This is a genomic window from Pseudomonas sp. J380 (genome assembly GCF_009827115.1).
In the GTDB taxonomy this organism is placed as follows: domain Bacteria; phylum Pseudomonadota; class Gammaproteobacteria; order Pseudomonadales; family Pseudomonadaceae; genus Aquipseudomonas; species Aquipseudomonas paracarnis.
The window spans coordinates 2348703-2364231 of the sequence record NZ_CP043060.1; the positions used below are offsets into that span (position 1 = coordinate 2348703).

Consider the following 15529-nt stretch of genomic DNA (forward strand, 5'->3'; position numbering starts at 1 on the left):
GCCCTGATAATGGCCCATTGCCAGTTGAAGAATTTGCTATTGTAGAAACGTGCATGGCAGCCATTAAATTAAATTGACTTTAAACGCGAGCATACTTTGTCTCTAAAATACTACTTTCAGAACTTTATAATTTCGGCAGGCATTTTCATTTTATTCTTTACCGATTGGTTTGGAGGGGAGGCATTCGTAGAAAGGACAAACCCAATTTTTCTAACGCTGGGTGTATGCAGTGCTTTTTTATTCCCCTTTTCGCGGATGATAATAGAAAAAACGGCTCTTCGCTTCACTACGCGAGAATTCTGGACTACAGGCTTATTTACTGAGTCACCAGGAAAAAATGGTCTGTATGCTATCTTTTATGTAGCCTGCACGATCCTAGCAGTCCCAATTTTTTGTATGTATTTAATTTATATGGCATTAAAAAAAGTGGCCTAAAAAGGCCACTTTCCCCCTTCTCATTTAAGGCAGAATTGCATCAAGTGCGTCGTTGAATTGCTTCACATGCGCGTCATCAATATAAGCACTGACAAGTGCCATAATAAGCGCAAAAGCTACGATACCAACTGGTGTGGATACGGTAACTCCGAAAGCAAAAGCAATTAGACCTGTAGCTGCATTGCCAGCAAAAAGAGTTTCCACTTTCAGCACGGTATTGTTCCAGTCACCCGATGCGTAGCTTTTCTTCACCTCTTCAACCAAGTCATACGCATCCAAAGCTTTGCCTGTATACCCAAACCCTTTTGCGAAGAGGTTGAGGTTTTTTGCCAACTCAGCTCGATCAAGCGAATCCAGAGCGTTCACGATTGCTGCACGATCTGCAGCACTGAATTTCTTATCCAGATGATCCTTGTATTGATCAAAAGCCTTCAAAGCCTCTTCAGCACTGCGAAGCGTTTTACCCTTTGCAGTTTCAGCCAAATCTGTGGCTAATGCCGACATCTGAGCACTATATTTTTCACCGATTTCTTTGTAGAAATCAGCAGTGAATTTAATAGCCCCCTTAATTTCCTCTTCTGCCTTTGCTTGTTCTTCGGCAATACGTTTTGCTTCAGCTTCCTCTGCAGCTTTTTTTGCTGCGGCTTCAGCCGCAATACGTTCATCCTCTGCAGCTTGTGCTGCTGCAACAGCAAGGGTCAAAGCGTTAGACTTTTCAGTGAGGATCCGGATTTTTTCAGACAAAATTTTACTTGTATAAACCGCTGAAATTGAAGCAGAGAACGCACGATAGATTTCAATCGGAGTGCCTGGACGCTTTCCGTTAACAATATCTGTTGCGAGAATTGCGGCATTCTTTTTCAAATCAACCGCAAGAGGATCTCTCCCAAAATAAGAGTTTGCGACAGCATTACTATTAATAAGTAGCTCTTGTGTTTGGGCAACCAGCCCTTCTACTACCGCTTTCTCTCTTTGTGCTTTTTCTAATTCCGTGAGAAGGCTGACATCACCAAGCGCAGCGATTACTTCGCTTTCAGTTTGGGTTGGAATATTAGGCACATTTGCGTTGTACGACGCTTCCGCATCCGCTTGGGATCGAGCCGCTTTACCCGCAATAGGCAAAACATAACCCGAAGAGGAACGGATTCCTGGAAGGCTCAGAAGTGTTTCAATGTCAGTACCAACAGGCACGTCTACTGAATGCGGAGGCTGGGCACCAGGTACACCCGGTACAACTACTGGTACAGGTGGTAGAGGAGGAGGAGGAGGCGGAAGGGGATCGGGTGTGATGATGATAGGGGGTAGCTCAATTCCATTTGTAGACATATGAATCTCCATGTGACTTGGCATAAATGAGAAATGCTCAAATCTTAAATTTCAGCAGTCCAAAAGCAGACTGTGTCCTGTTTTGTCTACATACGATCCTAGACGCCAGGCAAAACAACTGTACATAAACCCAGCTATTTGCGCAACCCGACATATGCATTAATGCATTTTTCTTGTTGTGTTACCTTTTAAAATCAAAAGGTTATGATCTTCACGGCATGCTCAAATGCATTTTCCCTTGCTTTGACGTGTCCCTGGCTCATCAGGAAGGCCAACACGTCATCACCGCTGTAATGCTCTGCAAATGCTTGCCTAGCGACCTTCCTATCGATCACATCGTCAACCACAGCGTCACCAAGAAGCCTTGATTTGTACACCAGCGTTTCACGTAACGCATTTAGGTAGAAAGCGGTGTCATCAGGATTACCAGTTCCAACAGCAGGCGCTGTGAGCTTCATTCCCCTTACCTTCTGTATCTGAGCCACACATTCAGTGCAGGAACGCTTTAGAGAGCGATTGCAGGTCACGAATGACCCTGTGCCGTGGTGCTTGAATCCAGCAGCGTGAATAGGTGCTTCAAGGCTCTTTGGACGAGGTACGCGCAGCGTGCTGACACTCTTGTTAAGAGCCCACACGAACATCTGTGCGTTGTATGCGTACTGGTCATCTGCTTTATCCTTATCAATCCTACACGCCAGGTCGTAAAGCTTGCTGTGAAGGCTTCCCTTGATGGTTGTTACCATAGTGGGGGCAAAGCCAAGGCTAGCCAGGTCTTTGAGCTTCAAAGACGTGACAGAGCTGATAGTGAGGTAGTGGTAGGTCTTAGACTTCGGGACAATCGTTACGTCATACCCTTCTATGTTTTTTGCGCTCATCAGCTTGAAAAGCTTGTCGGTCAGCAGGTCATCAGCAGTGAAGAACTGATCCTTCACCCCCTGCGCATTGAATGCTTTCAAGCAGAAAGCCGCCTTCTCTTTGGCAATCAAGGTTTCTGTAGCGGGGTTGAATATGACTTGGAATTTGTCAGCTTCAAATGATGCTAACTGATTTTTAAAATGGTCGATTCTAGCTATTTTTGTTTTTGTCATGTTGTTCTCGTTTTTTGTTATTTCTCCTTGCGGAATATTATTGCCAATTAGAATGGGATGAGCCCATCAACACCTTCTTGCTTCATATCATTATTAAATTGCTTATATTTCTTGAATTTATCTTTACAAATCTGCCCATTTACCAAAGCAGCAGATCTAAACGATTTGTTCAATGCGCTAGGCATCTTCATTTTCTCTTCAATACTACCTTTGCAAGCAAACTGGACATTCACCTTAAAAGTCGTTTCACCACCAGTCCTATTACTATTTTTAGTTTCAATGAAATTCATATACCTCAAAACATTTAGGGATTTCTTACGAGTATTTTCAGAAACGTCCAAGTACTTATCAAGATCATGAAGGTTAACTTTGCATTCATTAAATCTATCCATATTTTCGACTGCATCCATCAGGATTTGCCCAGCCACTTTATCAAAACCAACCACCGCAATATAATAAGGCATTGCGCTCGTAAGAATCTGCGCGTAAAAATTCTTTTCTAATTTATTAAATGTTATACTATTAAAAGGGTTCTTCATCTCAACCTCAACTCATTAATTAGACTGTTTGCCGCAGTCTTTTTATTTTTCTATCAATTAAAGGTTAAGGAACTTAACTTCAATCCACATCATTCCATGGGCTTTATCATGCTCAACAGCAATTAATTTCTGCTCAATTAAAACGTTCATGCATCTGCGTACATTTTCGCTTGTGCAATCCATCCACTTCATAATCTCTGCTTTGTCCGTATAAACGACATGCAAGCCAGTTTCTGTTTTATCAGCAGCAGTGCAGAGTTTTATCAATAGCGTATGCGCGGAGTGTTTTGTCAAAGCCACTTTACAAAGAGCTTCCAAGGCGTTGTCAGAAGTAGGCAGTTTTATATATCTTCTATTCTCAATTTTCATGTTGATTATTATTTAGTTTGTTTTAATACGATAGCATTTGAAAAACACAAAATTGTGGTTTAAGCACAAATTTGTTGAAAAATATTTTAGTATGAGAAAATAAAGCAAACTTTGGAGTACAATTTTTTGTACTGCAAAAAGAGAAATTCCACAAATATGTTGCAAAACACCGCTTTAGAGTACAGTTTTTTGTACTCTAAAATACCTTTACAGTACAATTTTTTGTACTGTAAAGTCTCTACAGGCCACGGAAATCAAGGACTAAAAACCTATAGCGCGCGCGTATAATTTTAGATCTCTTTAAAAACCTAAAGGCGTCAGCAAACCAGCTATCGATAACTGGGTATTGGATCATGTGTTAACCATTAAAATGTATTAGACAGTGCAATGTCTTTGGTTGATCCTTGAAGCTCATTCTTTTGTTTACCGTCCGGGCACTCGCTGCGCGAAATTGTTCAGCACTGCAAGCCCAAAACTTTGGATCATGCGTTTGTCGTTCAGCTACCCGCCAAGATACTTTTATAATTAAAGCTATTCCTGCATTTCTGATGGTGGATTATTTGGCCTTGCTGATTGGTCCATTGGGCTGAATCTCGTTCAGCTCAACACGATCAGATTATTTTCCCATGAGAAGGGCTGTGAAGCGTTTTGAGACGCTTACGACCCACCAACCTACCCGTCTCTCGTTTTCCGTACAAACTTCCCAGCACAGGTGTCCTAGGACGGAACAACCGTGGGTGACGAAAGGAAGTCGAGGGTTAAAGCATTACCAGCTCCGTAGGCACAGCAACTGAACAAATTTTGGTCAAAAAAAAGCCCCAATCCGAAGATCAGGGCTATTTTTTTTGGTACAAAGCGTTGGTACAAAACGCTTTATGTGACCTCTCGTAAGTGCTTGATTTACAAGAGCGTCAATAAAATGGCGGAGAGATAGGGATTCGAACCCTAGGTACCGGTGAAGGTACAACGGATTTCGAATCCGTCCCATTCGGCCACTCTGGCATCTCTCCAACGGCGCGCATCATAACAGCATGATTGATGGATGCAAAGCGCCGAAGCGATTTTTTTCCGTGCTATCAGATGCTTGCGTCGATTACAGCGGTACGCCGAGGCGCTTGGCGACTTCTTCGTAGGCTTCGATCACGTCACCGAGGCCTTGGCGGAAGCGGTCTTTGTCCATCTTCTTCTTGGTGTCCTTGTCCCACAGGCGGCAACCATCCGGGCTGAACTCGTCGCCCAGGACGATGGAGCCGTCGTGGAACACGCCGAATTCGAGCTTGAAGTCCACCAGCAACAGGCCGGCGTCGTCGAACAGCTTGCTCAGCACGTCGTTGACCTTGAGGGACAACTCCTTCATGCGCGCCAGTTGCTCAGCGGTGCCCCAGCCGAACGCCACGACGTGGGATTCGTTGATGAACGGGTCGCCCTTGGCGTCGTCCTTCAGGAACAGTTCGAAGGTGTAAGGGTTGAGCTTGAGGCCCTCTTCCACGCCCAAACGCTTGACCAGGCTGCCGGCGGCGTAGTTACGCACGACGCATTCCACCGGGATCATGTCGAGCTTCTTGACCAGGCACTCGTTGTCGCCCAGCAGTTTGTCGAATTGGGTCGGGATACCGGCCGCTTCGAGTTTCTGCATGATGAAGGCGTTGAACTTGTTGTTCACCATGCCTTTGCGATCCAGCTGTTCGATGCGCTTGCCGTCGAACGCCGAGGTGTCGTTGCGAAACAGCAGGATCAAGCGGTTGGCGTCGTCGGTCTTGTATACCGACTTGGCTTTGCCGCGGTAGAGTTCTTCACGTTTTTCCATGATGGGCTCCGCTTTGAGTAAGGTGGGCTAGGCGATGTGTCGCCAGTCGAGCCCTGAATCTTGATCGGCCAGTTGCAGCCAGTCCGGGTCGCACCCGAGGGTGTCGACAAAACATTGCCGGGCAAGCGTCGGCAGGTTGTTCTTGCTGCTGAGGTGAGCCAGGACCAGGTGTTGCAGGTCTTGCCAGCCCAACTCATACACCAGGTATGCGGCCTGGTGGTTGTTCAAATGTCCCAGCTCGCCGCCCACCCGTTGCTTGAGAAAGTAAGGGTAGTGACCGCGTGCCAGTAGATCCCTGCAGTGGTTGGACTCGATCATCAAGGCATCGAGGTCCCGGTATCCGTCCAGCACCCTGGCGCAATAGGAACCCAGGTCGGTCAGCACGCCGAAACGCCGCTGGCCGTCACTGAATACGTATTGCGTGGGCTCCTGGGCATCGTGGGCAACCGCGACGACATTGATGCTCAGGGCACCGATTTGCAGTTGCTCGCCACCGGCCAGAAAACCTGCCGGCTCAATGGGTTTGCGCATCCCGCGCAACGTGCCGCGACTCAAGTACACCGGCAGATTGTAGCGCCGAGACAGCAAACCCACGCCATGCACATGGTCGGCATGTTCGTGGGTTACCAGAATCGCGCTCAGTTGCGTGGGGTGAACCCCCAGGCGCAACAGGCGCCGCTCGGTTTCCCGCAAGGAGAAACCACAATCGACCAGCACGTACGTGTCATCATGGGCGACCAGCGTACCGTTCCCTTGGCTACCGCTGCCGAGAACGGCAAAACGCATCGGATCAGCCCAGGTTGTCTTGAATCACGCCCAACACTTTGCGCGCTGTTTCAGCTGGCGCGACGGTGTTGATGTTCTTCTCGACGGTGACTTGCACGCTTTCGCCCACCTTGCTCAAACGAACCTGATAACGCTCGGCACGGGTTTCGATCTCTTCCTTGGTCGGCGCGCTGCCGAACAATTTGCCGAAGAAACCTGGCTCGTCGTCCTTCTTCTCAGCCTTTTCAGCCACGTTGATGTAGTACAGGCCCAGGCTGCGGTTGATGTCTTCAACGCGCCAAGGGCCCTGCTCCAACGCGCGGCCAACACTGGCCCAGGCACGATCGAGGTCTTCACCCAGGTTCAGCACGACGTTGCCACTGCCGTCTTCGGTGAGGCTGACGCGGCTAGGGGTGTCGTAATCACGGGCGGCGAGCAGGGAAACGGAACCGCCCTTCTCGGAGATACGGCTCATGCTGGCCAGCATCTCGTCGACCAGCGCGGCGTCGACGCCGGTGTTAACCGAGCGCGGCGTGAAGTCGACGTCAGCCGTGCTGCCGGCAGGCCGCTCGGCGCTGACGACATAGACTTCGCTGGTATTGCGCTGCACGCCGGGCTCGATGCGCACACGCACACGGGCTTCGCTGTCGGCGGCTACACCGCCCGCCAGCAGGCGCTGGGCCATGTTGGCGGACAGCTCGCGACCTTGCTGCCATGCGGTGGTGAACTCACCGGTCTGCGGGCGTTGCTGGTCGAGGCGGAAACCGTTGTCCTGGAAGAACTGCACCGCCACCGGCCAGACTTCGGCAGGCGGACGCTGAGCCACGATCCAGCGGTTGTCGCCGCTTTTCTGCAGGCTGTAGTCGCTGGCATCGGCCACGGCCATAATCGGCTGTGGGCGTGGCACTACGTACTCACCCTTGACCGTGTCGTCGGCGACGTTGCGTGGAATCGGCAACAATGGGTCAAGGCGCTTGGCGACATTGACATCAGGCGGCAGTTGCATCGGTTTGGTTGCTTGCGCTTCCAGGTAATCGCTGCCGCGGTCACGGAAGTAGCCTTCCGGGCCCCATACCCAACCGCAGCCACTGGTGCTGGAGATAATCAAGGCAAGTGCGGAAAGTCCGGCCAATCGCTTCATGCGTAGTGCTTCCTCAATTAAACCAGGACGCCGGACTGGCGCAGGGCCTGTCGCAGCGGTTCGTGACAGGCTTCGCTGAGGGGGGTGAGCGGCAGACGGATACCGTCCGGCATCAGGCCCATCTCAAACAGCGCCCACTTCACGGGAATAGGATTGGATTCGATAAACAGTGTCTTGTTGAGCGGCATCAGCTTTTCGTGGATGGCGCGAGCGGTGGCTGCATCGCCCGCGATGGCGGCGGCACACATATCGCTCATGGCGCGCGGGGCCACGTTGGCGGTCACGGAGATATTGCCCTTGCCACCCAGCAGGATCAGCTCGACAGCGGTGGCGTCGTCACCGGAATACACCAGGAAGTCGCTGCTCACGCCGGCCAGGATGTCCTTGGCGCGTTGCAGGTCGCCAGTGGCTTCCTTGATGCCGATGATGTTCGGCACGGTGGACAGGCGGATCACGGTCTCGGCCTTCATGTCGCACGCGGTGCGACCCGGTACGTTGTAGAGGATCTGCGGGATCTGCACGGCTTCGGCGATGGCTTTGAAGTGCTGGTACAAGCCTTCCTGGGTCGGCTTGTTGTAGTACGGGGTTACCAGCAGGCAAGCGTCGGCGCCAGCCTTCTTGGCGTTCCTGGTCAGCTCGATCGCTTCACGCGTCGAGTTGGCGCCCGTACCGGCGATCACGGCAATGCGGCCCGCAACGCGCTTGACCACGAACTCGATCACCTGGATGTGCTCTTCCACATCGAGGGTGGCCGATTCACCTGTGGTGCCGACCGCCACAATGGCGTTGGTGCCCTCTTGCAGGTGGAAGTCCACCAGTTTGCCCAGGCTGTCCCAGTCGAGACGACCTTGTGCATCCATGGGTGTGACCAGTGCCACCATACTGCCCGCAATCATGCAACCGCTCCTGCCGGAAAAAGAGAGCCGTAATGGTACTGGCGCCAAGATGCTTGTACAAGCGAAGTACCGCGTGAGGATGCGTTCTGGCGCAACTAAACGTCGGGCAATGACATCATCGGGCCAAAGCACCGCCCGAAGCCGGCTGATCACGCAATGAAAACGCCACCTCCTAGCCCTTGGCGACGCTTTTCGCTACCCTTGATCCTTTGATCGATACAGCCCACACGGTATCGACCGCTCATCGCTTTAGGAAGGCTGCATGTCCACCCCCACAGTTCGCGAACAATTCCTTGTTATCAGTGCCCTCGGCGCCAACCCCATGGAGCTGACCAACGTCCTGTGCCGCGCCAGCCATGAGAACCGCTGCGCCGTCGTGACCTCCCGCCTGACCCGCCACGGCGAGTGCAGTGCGCTGGTCCTGCAGATTTCTGGCTCCTGGGATGCCTTGGCACGCCTTGAAACCGGCCTGCCGGGCCTGGCCAAAAAGCACGACTTTACCGTCAACGTGGTACGCAGCGCCGCCCTGGAAAATCGCCCACAGGCTTTGCCTTACGTGGCCTATGTCAGCTCGGCCTACCGTTCGGACATCGTCAACGAGTTGTGCCAGTTCTTTATCGACCATAACGTCGAGCTGGAAAACCTGACCTGTGACACCTACCAGGCGCCACAAACCGGCGGCACCATGCTCAATGCCACCTTTACCGTGACCTTGCCGGCCGGCGTACAGATCAGTTGGCTGCGCGACCAGTTCCTCGATTTCGCCGATGCCCTGAACCTCGACGCCTTGATCGAACCATGGCGCCCACAGAACCCCATGTAAGGAAGTACCTCTCTATGCCGGTAGCCATCGACACACCCGTGGCCGATTTCGAGGCCCAGGCCACCAGCGGCCAGACCTTCAGCCTCGCGGCCCTCAAGGGCAAGCAAGTGGTGATCTACTTTTACCCGAAGGACAGCACCCCAGGCTGCACTACCGAAGGCCAAGGCTTTCGTGACCAGTACGCCGCATTCAAGGCCGCCAATACCGAAGTGTTCGGCGTGTCGCGTGACAGCGTGAAGTCCCACGAGAACTTCAAGGGCAAACAGGAATTTCCTTTCGAGCTGATCAGCGATAAGGACGAAGCGGTCTGCCAGCTGTTTGATGTGATCAAGTTGAAGAAGCTGTATGGCAAGGAATACCTGGGTGTGGATCGCAGCACATTCCTGATCGACAGCCAAGGCGTGCTGCGTCAGGAATGGCGCGGAGTGAAAGTGCCGGGGCATGTTGATGCCGTGTTGGCGGCAGCGCAGGCGCTGAATAAGGCCTGATTCTGCGTCGACAAGGCCGTCAGGCCTTGCGCAACCAATAACGGTACACACCCTCGGCGGCGTCTTCATGCTCCAGGGTGTGGCCGGCCAGCTTGGCAAAGGTGCGAAAATCACGCTGGGAGCCGGCGTCGGTGGCAGTCACCTTGAGCACGGCACCGCTGGCCATTTTATTGAGCTCCAGCTTGGCCTTGAGCAACGGCAAAGGGCAGTTAAGACCGCTGGCGTCGAGTTCGGCGTCACAGGCTACAACGTCGGTCATGGTGCTACTCCAGGCAAACATTCGGGCCGCTTAGAATATCTGGTCCCAAGCTCAGTGTCCGGCTACAGTAAGCTCTTTGTCGAAAGGCTTTGTGCATGACTTTTTTGCGCCCTACCCTGCTGACGCTGGCCTGCCTGCTGGCCTCCCCGGCCTTTGCTGACGACCTGCCGTCACTTGGTGACGCCAGCTCTGCCATAGTCTCGCCGCAACAGGAATACCAATTGGGCCGCGCCTGGCTGGCCTACCTGCGCGGCCAGGTTTCGCAACTCAATGATCCGCAACTCAAGGATTACGTTGAAACCAGCGTGTACAAGCTGGTGGAGACCAGCCAGGTCAATGACCGGCGCCTGGAATTCATCCTGATCAACAGCCCACAGCTCAACGCCTTTGCGGCTCCCGGTGGGATCGTCGGGGTCAACGGCGGCCTGTTTCTCAATGCACAGACCGAAGGTGAATACGCGTCGGTACTGGCCCACGAACTGGCGCACTTGTCCCAGCGTCACTTCGCCCGAGGCGTGGAAGCGCAATCACGCATGCAACTGCCGATGATGGCCGCCCTGCTTGGCGGCATTATCGCCGCCGCTGCGGGTGCCGGCGATGCCGGTATCGCCGCGATTGCCGGCTCACAAGCCGCCGCGATCCAGGAACAGCGCCGCTTCTCTCGCCAGAACGAGCAAGAGGCCGACCGCATCGGCATCCTCAACCTGGAGAAAGCCGGCTACGACCCGCGCTCCATGCCCACGATGTTCGAACGGCTGATGCGCCAATACCGCTTCGACGCCAAGCCACCGGAGTTCCTGCTGACTCACCCGGTAACCGAATCGCGTATCGCCGACACCCGCAACCGCGCCGAACAAGCCAAACCTGGCGGCAAGGAAGACAGCCTGCGCTATCAACTGATTCGCGCACGGGTGCAGCTCAAGTACGAAGACACACCAGGTCTGGCCGCCAAGCGCTTCCAGGCCCAGCTGGATGAGAACCCTAAAAATGACGTTGCGCGTTATGGCCTGGCCATCGCTCAGATCAAGGGTACTCAACTCAAGGAAGCGCGGGAAAGCCTGGCGCCGCTGCTGGCCAAGGCGCCCAACGACATTACCTACAACCTGGCCCAAATCGAACTGGACATCACCAGCAACCGCATGCCGGATGCGCAGCAACGTACCGACCGCATGCTCACCCAGTACCCCAGCAACTATCCGCTGAACCAGGTGCGGGTAGACCTGCTGCTTAAACAGAACCGTACCGCCGATGCAGAAAAGGCACTGGATGGGCTGCTCAAGTCGCGACCGGACGATCCGGACGTGTGGTATCAGGTCGCCGAGACTCGCGGCTTGTCCGGCAACATCATTGGCCTGCATCAGGCTCGCGCCGAATATTTCGCATTGGTGGGGGATTTCCAGCAAGCCATCCAGCAGTTGGACTTTGCCAAGCGGCGCGCCGGCAATAACTTCCCGTTGTCCTCACGCATCGACGCCCGTCAGCGTGAGCTGATCGAACAGGAGCGCTTGGTGAAAGGCATGATGAGCTGAACCCGCCGCCCACAAAAAAGCCCCGCTGCCGGTAACCGGCAGCGGGGCTTTTTTATAGGTCTAGCGGATTACTCGGCCAGTTTGAAGGTGATGAAGCTGGCACGGCCTTGACGCAGGACGCGCATCGATACCGAGCGATTCTTCGGCAACGCCTTGGCGATGTCGGCGAATTCCTTGGTGGTATCGATTGCCTGGTTGTTCAAGTGGGTGATCACGTCACCCGGTTGCAGGCCGATCAAGGCGGCTGGGCCGTCCTGCACTTCCTTGATCACGACACCGCTTTGCAGGTCGAAGGTTTTCTTCTGCTCGGCGGTCAGTTCAACGACGGCGATACCCAGGCGGTTACTGCTGCGCTCGGCGCCTGGCTTGGCGTTGCCCAGGGCGTCCAGGGTCGCGCCTTCTTCCGGAATTGCCCCAACGGTCAGTTCGACGTTCTGGCGCTTGCCATCACGAATCACTTCCAGCTTGGCTTTGCCGCCGGCCTTGAGCGCGCCGACCAAGTGAGGCAAGTCCGCCGACATGATGATCGGCTGGCCGTTCATGCTCAGAATTACGTCACCGACTTTCAGGCCGCCCTTGGCCGCAGGGCCATTGTCCTGAATCTGCGCAACCAGGGCACCGGCCGGCTTGTCGAGACCGAAGGACTCAGCCAGGTCCTTGTTCACTTCCTGGATTACCACGCCCAACCAGCCGCGGCTGACCTTGCCGCCGCTTTTGAGCTGATTGGAGACGTCCATGGCCACATCGATCGGGATCGCGAAGGACACGCCCATGAAGCCACCGGAGCGGGTGTATATCTGCGAGTTGATCCCCACCACTTCGCCGGCCAGGTTGAACAGCGGACCACCGGAGTTGCCCGGGTTGATCGGCACGTCGGTCTGGATGAACGGCACGTAGTTTTCGTTTGGCAGGCTGCGACCGATGGCGCTGACAATGCCTTGGGTAACGGTGTGGTCAAAGCCGAACGGTGAACCGATCGCGACCACCCACTGACCAGCCTTCAGATCTTGGGACTTGCCCAGTTTAAGCACCGGCAAGTCCTTGCCATCGATTTTGAGCAAAGCCACGTCGGAACGTGGATCGGTACCAATCAACTTGGCCTTGAGTTCACTGCGGTCGGCCAGGCGCACGAGAATCTCGTCGGCGTCGGCAATCACGTGGTTGTTGGTGAGGATGTAGCCGTCAGGCGAAATGATGAAGCCGGAGCCCAGGGACTGGGCTTCGCGCTGGCCACCGCCGCCCCGAGGAGAGCGAGGTTGCGGCATCCCGCGTTCGAAGAACTCGCGCAACATGGGCGGCAAGCCTTCCAGGTCGGGCATCTGCTGGTTCGAGACTTTGCGATCCGGCAGCTTCTGCGTGGTACTGATGTTCACCACGGCAGGCGAGGCCTGCTCCACCAGTTGGGTGAAGTCAGGCAGCTCGACCGCTTGCGCAGGTAAGGCCTGGCCCAGCACCAGCACTGTGGCGACTATGGATAAGTAAGACTTCAAACGTGGTATCGACATACAGCTCCCGTTACGACGAGCAGGGTTAAGCGACAGGGTTCAATAAACGCCGGATACTGCGAGCGGCATTTTTGTTCCGCGAACAAACAAGGCCAGAGCCATCAAACCCTGACCTATAAAAAACATGGGAAGTTTTTGCAAGTGAAAATGCTGATCCAGAGATTTCATACGCCCAGCACCCAACGAAATTTGGGCCCAGATTGATAGACCAGGATGAACATAAGATTAACAATCTCAGGGCTTGGCGGCGGCCTTTTCACCACGCACCGACAACGCGATGCGCTCAGCAGTGCCAATGGGAATTTCGCCCACCACCGTGACCATCATTTCGCCATCTACCGTATTTAAACGCCGGGATACTGCCACGGTCGGCCCAAGCTGAGCGCGGGTTTCATTCACATCGGCGCCGTTGGCTGACTCAAGAAACACCGAAAAACGCGCGAGCCCATCGTCATACATCAGGCTGTCGACGGTAGATTTCGTTTGGGCATCTTTGCGCGTAGCGCTGCTGATCTGTTGGAAACCAGGCGGTAGCCAGTCCAGATGCCACTTTTGCGTGGCAGACAGCTCAGGTGCTTTAGCGGCGGACATCGTTACCGGCGAACAGTCGCCGCTGGGCTGCAAGTCCTGGTCAGAAGGAATGGCCGAAGCATCCAGACGGGTGAACTGAAAACGCTCCAACAACTGCCCTTGGTCATTCAGCAGCAAGGATTTAAGCGGCAGCGCAGTTTCACGGTCCAGGTGTAATTCAAACCCATAACGGTAGGGATCACGGGGGCTGATCGACACAATCACCGCATGACGACCGGCCACGCGCGATTTGCCAATAACGGCCAGGTCATAGAATGAAGTGAGTTTTTTTGGATCAAGAATACGCGAGGGTGCCTCAGGTGACTGACCGAGACCAGCTGCCAACGTGCCACTGACACATTGTGCCCGACCATCAACCCTGACCGCTTCCTGGGCGGAGCCGTCAAGTTGCAACAAGCGTTCACGGACATGACCATTCTGGACACGGTGCCAGATGTCATGGGTAGAAAAACTGCCGTTACGTTCGTAGACAAACGTACCTTCAAAGCTTTGCTGCTGCTCTGCACGCCCAAGTCGAATCAGCCAGTCTTGGGCTTCATCGGCATGGGCGGATAGTGCAAACCAACTACTGAGCAAAAGCGTAAGGAGCGGTATGGCGCGCATAGGGCTCCTTAGCGAATCAGCGGTTTTCCTGGCTTGCTGCACGAGCGTATGGCAGAGCGCTGTCAGTGCCTTTGGCAGCCGATTCCTGCGCATGTTGACGCAGGTAGCCTGGAAGGCGCTGATCCTGCCAGCCGGATTGCCCCTGAAGTACACCATTAGCCATAGGGCCGGTGGTATCAGTGCTTTCCTTGTAGCCAGCCAGCACGGCCGGACCTTTGACTTGCGGACCGGCCATGACCGGTTGCTGAGTCTGTTGGGCCAGCTCGTTGCCTGCGATCTCGTCCTGGTTGTACAGGCGAACACCTGCCAACACAGCAACAGTCACCGAAGCGGCCACTGCCAGACGACCCAGGCTGCGCCACGGACCACGCGAGGCTTTTGCCGGAACGGCTTCATCAGCCAGTGCAGCAGAAACGGCCGCAGCAATATCCAGACGAGGGATTAGGAGATCCTTGTGCATCACCGCCCGAGCGACTTGGTAACGAGACCAGGTATCACGGGTTTCGGCGTCATCAAATGCGTTGAGCACTCGACGAAGTTCCAGTTCATCCGCTTCGTTATCCATCACTGCGGACAGCGATTCCTGCAGGGCATCACGACTCATGGCGGTTCCTCTCTTGGCTGTCGCCGCTGTCTTTAGTTTTCCTGCAACAACGGTTGCAAGGCTTTGTCGATGGCTTCCCGGGCCCGGAAAATCCGCGACCTCACAGTCCCCACCGGACATTGCATGACGCTCGCAATGTCTTCGTAACTCAGACCATCGAATTCACGTAAAGTTAACGCCGTACGCAAATCTTCTGGCAGTTGCTGAATAGTGCGATGGACGGTGCCTTCGATCTCGTCGCGCAGCAATGCACGCTCCGGCGACTCGAGATCTTTGAGGCCGTGATCACCATCGTAGAATTCAGCATCTTCTGAACTGACATCACTGTCTGGTGGGCGGCGACCGCGTGACACCAGATAGTTTTTCGCCGTGTTGATGGCGATGCGGTATAGCCACGTGTAAAACGCACTGTCACCGCGGAAATTTCCAAGTGCACGGTAAGCCTTGATAAAGGCTTCCTGCGCAACGTCCTGCGCTTCATGGGTGTCGTGCACAAACCGCACGATCAACCCGAGAATTTTGTGCTGGTATTTCAGCACTAGCAGATCAAATGCTCGCTTATCACCGCGCTGTACGCGCTCGACCAGCTGCTGATCCTCTTCCTGGGTTAGCATGAACACTCCTCGTTGTACTTGAAGGAGGCTTGCATAACTAAACGATCAGGCTTGCAAACATAGACTCGGGCTTTTCGCAAAAGTTCTCCCCCTTCAAGCAAGTTTCCGGCATGCACTGATTTGGCACACACGAAAAACGCAGCACGG

Annotated in this window: 17 protein-coding genes and 1 tRNA gene; 4 read left to right on the forward strand and 14 right to left on the reverse strand. The window is 54.0% G+C overall.

From position 1 onward, the window contains the following. The first annotated feature begins 255 nt into the window (after positions 1-255). A complete protein-coding gene (locus FXO12_RS29395; RefSeq protein ID WP_372241995.1) occupies positions 256-435 on the forward strand; it encodes a hypothetical protein in 180 nt (59 codons plus the stop codon). 24 nt (positions 436-459) lie between these two features. On the opposite strand, the gene FXO12_RS10545 is transcribed toward FXO12_RS29395, so the two are convergent. The 9 genes from FXO12_RS10545 to dapA form a co-directional block, all read right to left on the reverse strand. Beyond that, the gene (locus FXO12_RS10545; protein WP_160049671.1) at positions 460-1761 is read right to left on the reverse strand and encodes a colicin-like pore-forming protein; all 1302 of its coding nucleotides are present in this window, start codon (positions 1759-1761) and stop codon (positions 460-462) included. A 194-nt stretch (positions 1762-1955) separates the two neighbouring features. Beyond that, positions 1956-2849, reverse strand: a complete 894-nt coding sequence (locus FXO12_RS10550; RefSeq protein WP_160049672.1) for a hypothetical protein — start codon at positions 2847-2849, stop codon at positions 1956-1958. Between the two features lie 47 nt (positions 2850-2896). Next, positions 2897-3388, reverse strand: coding sequence for a hypothetical protein (locus tag FXO12_RS10555; protein WP_160049673.1), 492 nt, complete (start codon positions 3386-3388; stop codon positions 2897-2899). A gap of 57 nt (positions 3389-3445) precedes the next feature. Then, positions 3446-3757 carry a hypothetical protein gene (locus FXO12_RS10560; protein WP_160049674.1) on the reverse strand — a complete coding sequence of 104 codons (312 nt, stop codon included), beginning with the start codon at positions 3755-3757 and terminating at the stop codon, positions 3446-3448. 920 nt (positions 3758-4677) lie between these two features. Then, positions 4678-4767, reverse strand: a tRNA-Ser gene (locus FXO12_RS10565). Positions 4768-4850: 83 nt separating this feature from the next. After that, positions 4851-5564 (reverse strand): phosphoribosylaminoimidazolesuccinocarboxamide synthase, encoded by a 714-nt coding sequence (purC, locus tag FXO12_RS10570; protein ID WP_027604309.1) that lies wholly within the window; start codon positions 5562-5564, stop codon positions 4851-4853. A gap of 27 nt (positions 5565-5591) precedes the next feature. Beyond that, positions 5592-6350, reverse strand: coding sequence for an MBL fold metallo-hydrolase (locus FXO12_RS10575; protein ID WP_054897606.1), 759 nt, complete (start codon positions 6348-6350; stop codon positions 5592-5594). Between the two features lie 4 nt (positions 6351-6354). Then, positions 6355-7470 (reverse strand): outer membrane protein assembly factor BamC, encoded by a 1116-nt coding sequence (gene bamC / locus FXO12_RS10580; protein WP_032892980.1) that lies wholly within the window; start codon positions 7468-7470, stop codon positions 6355-6357. 17 nt (positions 7471-7487) lie between these two features. Beyond that, positions 7488-8366, reverse strand: coding sequence for a 4-hydroxy-tetrahydrodipicolinate synthase (dapA, locus tag FXO12_RS10585; protein WP_054897607.1), 879 nt, complete (start codon positions 8364-8366; stop codon positions 7488-7490). A gap of 262 nt (positions 8367-8628) precedes the next feature. Between dapA and FXO12_RS10590 the strand changes: the two genes are divergently transcribed. Beyond that, a complete protein-coding gene (locus tag FXO12_RS10590; RefSeq protein ID WP_003189463.1) occupies positions 8629-9189 on the forward strand; it encodes a glycine cleavage system protein R in 561 nt (186 codons plus the stop codon). Positions 9190-9203: 14 nt separating this feature from the next. Then, positions 9204-9677, forward strand: coding sequence for a peroxiredoxin (locus tag FXO12_RS10595; protein WP_003189461.1), 474 nt, complete (start codon positions 9204-9206; stop codon positions 9675-9677). A 19-nt stretch (positions 9678-9696) separates the two neighbouring features. On the opposite strand, the gene FXO12_RS10600 is transcribed toward FXO12_RS10595, so the two are convergent. Beyond that, positions 9697-9936, reverse strand: a complete 240-nt coding sequence (locus tag FXO12_RS10600) for a sulfurtransferase TusA family protein (RefSeq protein ID WP_054897608.1) — start codon at positions 9934-9936, stop codon at positions 9697-9699. A gap of 95 nt (positions 9937-10031) precedes the next feature. On the opposite strand from FXO12_RS10600, the gene FXO12_RS10605 reads away from it, so the two are divergent. Next, entirely contained in the window at positions 10032-11465 is a 1434-nt protein-coding gene (locus FXO12_RS10605; RefSeq protein WP_003189458.1) for a M48 family metalloprotease, read from the forward strand. A 68-nt stretch (positions 11466-11533) separates the two neighbouring features. Here FXO12_RS10605 and FXO12_RS10610 read toward each other — a convergent pair whose 3' ends face one another. The 4 genes from FXO12_RS10610 to rpoE all read right to left on the reverse strand — a co-directional run bounded on the left by FXO12_RS10610 (position 11534) and on the right by rpoE (position 15382). Continuing rightward, complete coding sequence (locus FXO12_RS10610; protein WP_014717365.1) at positions 11534-12970, reverse strand: DegQ family serine endoprotease; 1437 nt, start codon at positions 12968-12970, stop codon at positions 11534-11536. A gap of 234 nt (positions 12971-13204) precedes the next feature. Next, a complete protein-coding gene (locus tag FXO12_RS10615; RefSeq protein ID WP_057975664.1) occupies positions 13205-14164 on the reverse strand; it encodes a MucB/RseB C-terminal domain-containing protein in 960 nt (319 codons plus the stop codon). A 16-nt stretch (positions 14165-14180) separates the two neighbouring features. Beyond that, positions 14181-14768, reverse strand: coding sequence for a sigma-E factor negative regulatory protein (locus tag FXO12_RS10620; protein WP_034126575.1), 588 nt, complete (start codon positions 14766-14768; stop codon positions 14181-14183). Between the two features lie 32 nt (positions 14769-14800). After that, complete coding sequence (rpoE, locus tag FXO12_RS10625; protein ID WP_003172477.1) at positions 14801-15382, reverse strand: RNA polymerase sigma factor RpoE; 582 nt, start codon at positions 15380-15382, stop codon at positions 14801-14803. Positions 15383-15529 lie beyond the last annotated feature (147 nt).

What these genes read in the sequence shown, in the direction of transcription:
- FXO12_RS10595 (WP_003189461.1), top strand. Translation starts at nt 9,204, where the DNA reads ATGCCGGTAGCCATCGACACACCCGTGGCCGATTTCGAGGCCCAGGCC.
- FXO12_RS10620 (WP_034126575.1), bottom strand. Translation starts at nt 14,768, where the DNA reads ATGAGTCGTGATGCCCTGCAGGAATCGCTGTCCGCAGTGATGGATAAC.
- FXO12_RS10610 (WP_014717365.1), bottom strand. Translation starts at nt 12,970, where the DNA reads ATGTCGATACCACGTTTGAAGTCTTACTTATCCATAGTCGCCACAGTG.
- dapA (WP_054897607.1), bottom strand. Translation starts at nt 8,366, where the DNA reads ATGATTGCGGGCAGTATGGTGGCACTGGTCACACCCATGGATGCACAA.
- FXO12_RS29395 (WP_372241995.1), top strand. Translation starts at nt 256, where the DNA reads ATGATAATAGAAAAAACGGCTCTTCGCTTCACTACGCGAGAATTCTGG.
- FXO12_RS10600 (WP_054897608.1), bottom strand. Translation starts at nt 9,936, where the DNA reads ATGACCGACGTTGTAGCCTGTGACGCCGAACTCGACGCCAGCGGTCTT.
- FXO12_RS10605 (WP_003189458.1), top strand. Translation starts at nt 10,032, where the DNA reads ATGACTTTTTTGCGCCCTACCCTGCTGACGCTGGCCTGCCTGCTGGCC.
- FXO12_RS10590 (WP_003189463.1), top strand. Translation starts at nt 8,629, where the DNA reads ATGTCCACCCCCACAGTTCGCGAACAATTCCTTGTTATCAGTGCCCTC.
- FXO12_RS10575 (WP_054897606.1), bottom strand. Translation starts at nt 6,350, where the DNA reads ATGCGTTTTGCCGTTCTCGGCAGCGGTAGCCAAGGGAACGGTACGCTG.
- FXO12_RS10555 (WP_160049673.1), bottom strand. Translation starts at nt 3,388, where the DNA reads ATGAAGAACCCTTTTAATAGTATAACATTTAATAAATTAGAAAAGAAT.
- FXO12_RS10550 (WP_160049672.1), bottom strand. Translation starts at nt 2,849, where the DNA reads ATGACAAAAACAAAAATAGCTAGAATCGACCATTTTAAAAATCAGTTA.
- rpoE (WP_003172477.1), bottom strand. Translation starts at nt 15,382, where the DNA reads ATGCTAACCCAGGAAGAGGATCAGCAGCTGGTCGAGCGCGTACAGCGC.
- FXO12_RS10545 (WP_160049671.1), bottom strand. Translation starts at nt 1,761, where the DNA reads ATGTCTACAAATGGAATTGAGCTACCCCCTATCATCATCACACCCGAT.
- bamC (WP_032892980.1), bottom strand. Translation starts at nt 7,470, where the DNA reads ATGAAGCGATTGGCCGGACTTTCCGCACTTGCCTTGATTATCTCCAGC.
- FXO12_RS10560 (WP_160049674.1), bottom strand. Translation starts at nt 3,757, where the DNA reads ATGAAAATTGAGAATAGAAGATATATAAAACTGCCTACTTCTGACAAC.
- FXO12_RS10615 (WP_057975664.1), bottom strand. Translation starts at nt 14,164, where the DNA reads ATGCGCGCCATACCGCTCCTTACGCTTTTGCTCAGTAGTTGGTTTGCA.
- purC (WP_027604309.1), bottom strand. Translation starts at nt 5,564, where the DNA reads ATGGAAAAACGTGAAGAACTCTACCGCGGCAAAGCCAAGTCGGTATAC.